The following is a 2785-nucleotide window of genomic DNA, read 5'->3' as shown; positions in this document are numbered from 1 at the left end:
GTCCGCGATGTCGTCCGCGATCGGGGCGACCGTGGGGACGAACGGGGCCAGCAGCGGGGCGAAGGGGGCGAGCGGGCTGGCGAAGCGCAGCGAGGGGTTCACCACGAGCACCCCGGCCACGGGTCGGTGGGCGGCGGCGTCGAGCGCGAGGGCGCCGCCCATCGAGATGCCCGCCATGACCACGCGGCCGTGTCGGGCGAGCTCGAGGTCCACGACGGCCCGGACGGCGGCGCGGATCTCGTCCGCACCGGTGGCGGCGAGGTCCTCCCACCGGGTGCCGTGCCCCGGCAGCAGGGGCACGCTCACGGGGGAGCCGCCTGCCGCGAGCCCCTCGGCCCAGGCGCGGACGGAGGCCGGAGTCGAGGTGAACCCGTGCAGGAGCACGACGCAGTGGTCGCGCCGGGCGGGAGCGGCGGGCATGAGGCGCAGGGGGAGGTCTTCGGGGGCGACGGCGACGGGGCGGGGCATGGTGCCAGGGTAAGGCAGGCGGACCATACGATGGGCAGGCACCCGACCGCCCCGACCGGAAGGCCCTCGTGTCCACGTTCTACTGGTCCGCCAAGACGTTCGCCGTGGCTCCGGCCACCCGCCTGCTGTTCCGCCCCTGGGTGAAGGGCCTCGGGAACGTGCCGGCCGAGGGCCCGGCGATCCTGGCCAGCAACCACCTGTCCGTCTCGGACTCGGTGTTCATGCCGGCCATGCTCGACCGCCAGGTGCACTTCCTGGCCAAGCACGAGTACTTCACCGGCCCGGGCGTGAAGGGCTGGGTCACCCGCCGGTTCTTCGAGGCGGCGAACCAGCTGCCCATGGACCGCTCCGGCGGAGAGGCGTCCCTGCGCTCGCTGGACGCGGGCCTCGAGGCGCTGCGGGAGGGCCGGCTGCTCGGGATCTACCCGGAGGGCACCCGCAGCCCGGACGGGCGGCTGCACCGCGGCAAGATCGGCGTGGCCAAGCTCGCGCTGGCCTCGGGCGCGCCCGTGGTGCCCATCGCGATGATCGGCACGGACCGGGTGCAGCCGATCGGCCACGTGCTGCCGCGGATCCGGCGCCTGGGCATGATCTTCGGCGAGCCGCTGGACTTCTCCGACCGTGCCGAGGCCGCCGGCGACCCCCGGGTGCTGCGGGAGGTGACGGACGAGATCATGGAGGCCATCCGGCGCCTGTCGGGCCAGGAGTACGTGGACACCTACGCGGCGGACGTGAAGGCGGGCCGTACGGCCGCTCCGCCACGCGCCCGCGACTGAGCGGGGCCCGCGCGTCGTCATCCGGGGACGCTCAGACCGGGGCGCGGCACGCGGCCCCTAGCCTGGTGCACATGACTGAAGACCCCCGCGAGAAGATCCTGGCCTTCGGCACCGCCATCTCGGAGGGCGCCGCCGACATCCCCGGCCTGGACCACTGGCGCTCGCTGCCGATCGCACAGGCGCCGTCCTGGGCGGACGAGGCCGATCACCGCGCCGCCGTCGCCGAGCTGAGCGCCCTGCCCCCGCTCGTCTTCGCGGGCGAGGTCGACCTGCTGCGCGCCCGTCTGGCCGACGTCGCCCAGGGCCGCGCGTTCCTCCTGCAGGGCGGCGACTGCGCCGAGACGTTCGCCGGGTCCACCGCCAACCGGATCAGCGCCCGGGTGAAGACCATCCTGCAGATGGCCGCGGTGCTGACCTACGGCGCCTCCATGCCGGTCGTGAAGATGGGCCGGATCGCCGGCCAGTTCGCCAAGCCGCGGTCCTCGGACACGGAGACCCGCGACGGCGTCACGCTGCCCAGCTTCCGCGGCGAGATCGTGAACGGCTACGAGTTCACCGAGCAGGCACGCCGGCACGACGCCCGACGGATGGTGCAGGCCTACCACACCTCCGCCTCCACCCTGAACCTGGTCCGCGCCTTCACCCAGGGCGGCTTCGCCGATCTGCGCAGCGTGCACCAGTGGAACCAGGGCTTCATGGCCAACCCGGCCTACGCCCAGTACGAGGAGATGGCCGCCGAGATCGACCGCGCGGTCCGCTTCATGAACGCCGCGGGCGTGGACTTCGAGGCCATGCGCCGCACCGAGTTCTACTCGGCCCACGAGGCGCTCCTGCTCGACTACGAGCGCGCCCTGACCCGCGTGGACTCACGCAGCGGCGACCCCTACGCCACGAGCGCCCACTTCCTGTGGATCGGCGAGCGCACCCGCCAGGTGGATGGCGCCCACGTCGACTTCCTCTCCCGGGTCCGCAACCCGATCGGCGTGAAGCTCGGCCCGACCACCACGACCGCGGATGCCCTCGAGCTCGCGGAGCGGCTGGACCCGGAGCGCGAGCCGGGCCGCCTGACCTTCATCACCCGCATGGGCGCGGAGCGGATCCGGGACGTGCTCCCCGGCATCGTCGAGGGCGTCCGGGACGCGGGGCTGGAGCCGGTGTGGGTCACCGACCCCATGCACGGCAACACCGTGACCGCGGCCAACGGCTACAAGACCCGCCGGTTCGAGGACGTGATGGACGAGGTCAGCGGCTTCTTCGAGGTGCACCGCGAGCTCGGCACGCACCCGGGCGGCATGCACGTCGAGCTGACCGGCGACGACGTCGCCGAGTGCCTGGGCGGCTCCGACCCGATCAACGAGGCCGACTTCGACGCCCGCTACGAGACGCTGTGCGACCCGCGGCTGAACCACCAGCAGTCCCTGGAGATGGCGTTCAAGGTCACCGAGGCCCTCTCCCACCCCGAGCGCCGCGCGCCGCGGGCCTGACCGCGCGGCCGGGCACGCCCCGGCTCAGCCGACCCAGACGTGGACCGCGGTGCCCTA

3 protein-coding genes are annotated in these 2785 nt (G+C 73.6%); 2 read left to right on the top strand and 1 reads right to left on the bottom strand.

The window, feature by feature from the left end; genetic code table 11:
• Positions 1 to 468 (bottom strand): carboxylesterase (locus D8M29_RS10325; protein ID WP_127445951.1); only part of this gene is annotated, 468 nt, incomplete at its 3' end.
• Between the two features lie 68 nt (positions 469 to 536).
• Between D8M29_RS10325 and D8M29_RS10320 the strand changes: the two genes are divergently transcribed.
• The gene (locus tag D8M29_RS10320; protein ID WP_036316678.1) at positions 537 to 1244 is read left to right on the top strand and encodes a 1-acyl-sn-glycerol-3-phosphate acyltransferase; all 708 of its coding nucleotides are present in this window, start codon (positions 537 to 539) and stop codon (positions 1242 to 1244) included.
• 71 nt (positions 1245 to 1315) lie between these two features.
• Positions 1316 to 2728, top strand: a complete 1413-nt coding sequence (locus D8M29_RS10315; RefSeq protein WP_002854593.1) for a class II 3-deoxy-7-phosphoheptulonate synthase — start codon at positions 1316 to 1318, stop codon at positions 2726 to 2728.
• Positions 2729 to 2785: the final 57 nt, after the last annotated feature.

Source organism: Micrococcus sp. HSID17227 (assembly GCF_003989405.1).
GTDB classification, from domain to species: domain Bacteria; phylum Actinomycetota; class Actinomycetes; order Actinomycetales; family Micrococcaceae; genus Micrococcus; species Micrococcus luteus.
The sequence above is the reverse complement of the archived record's forward strand: the minus strand, read 5'-3'. Positions and strand labels throughout refer to the sequence as shown.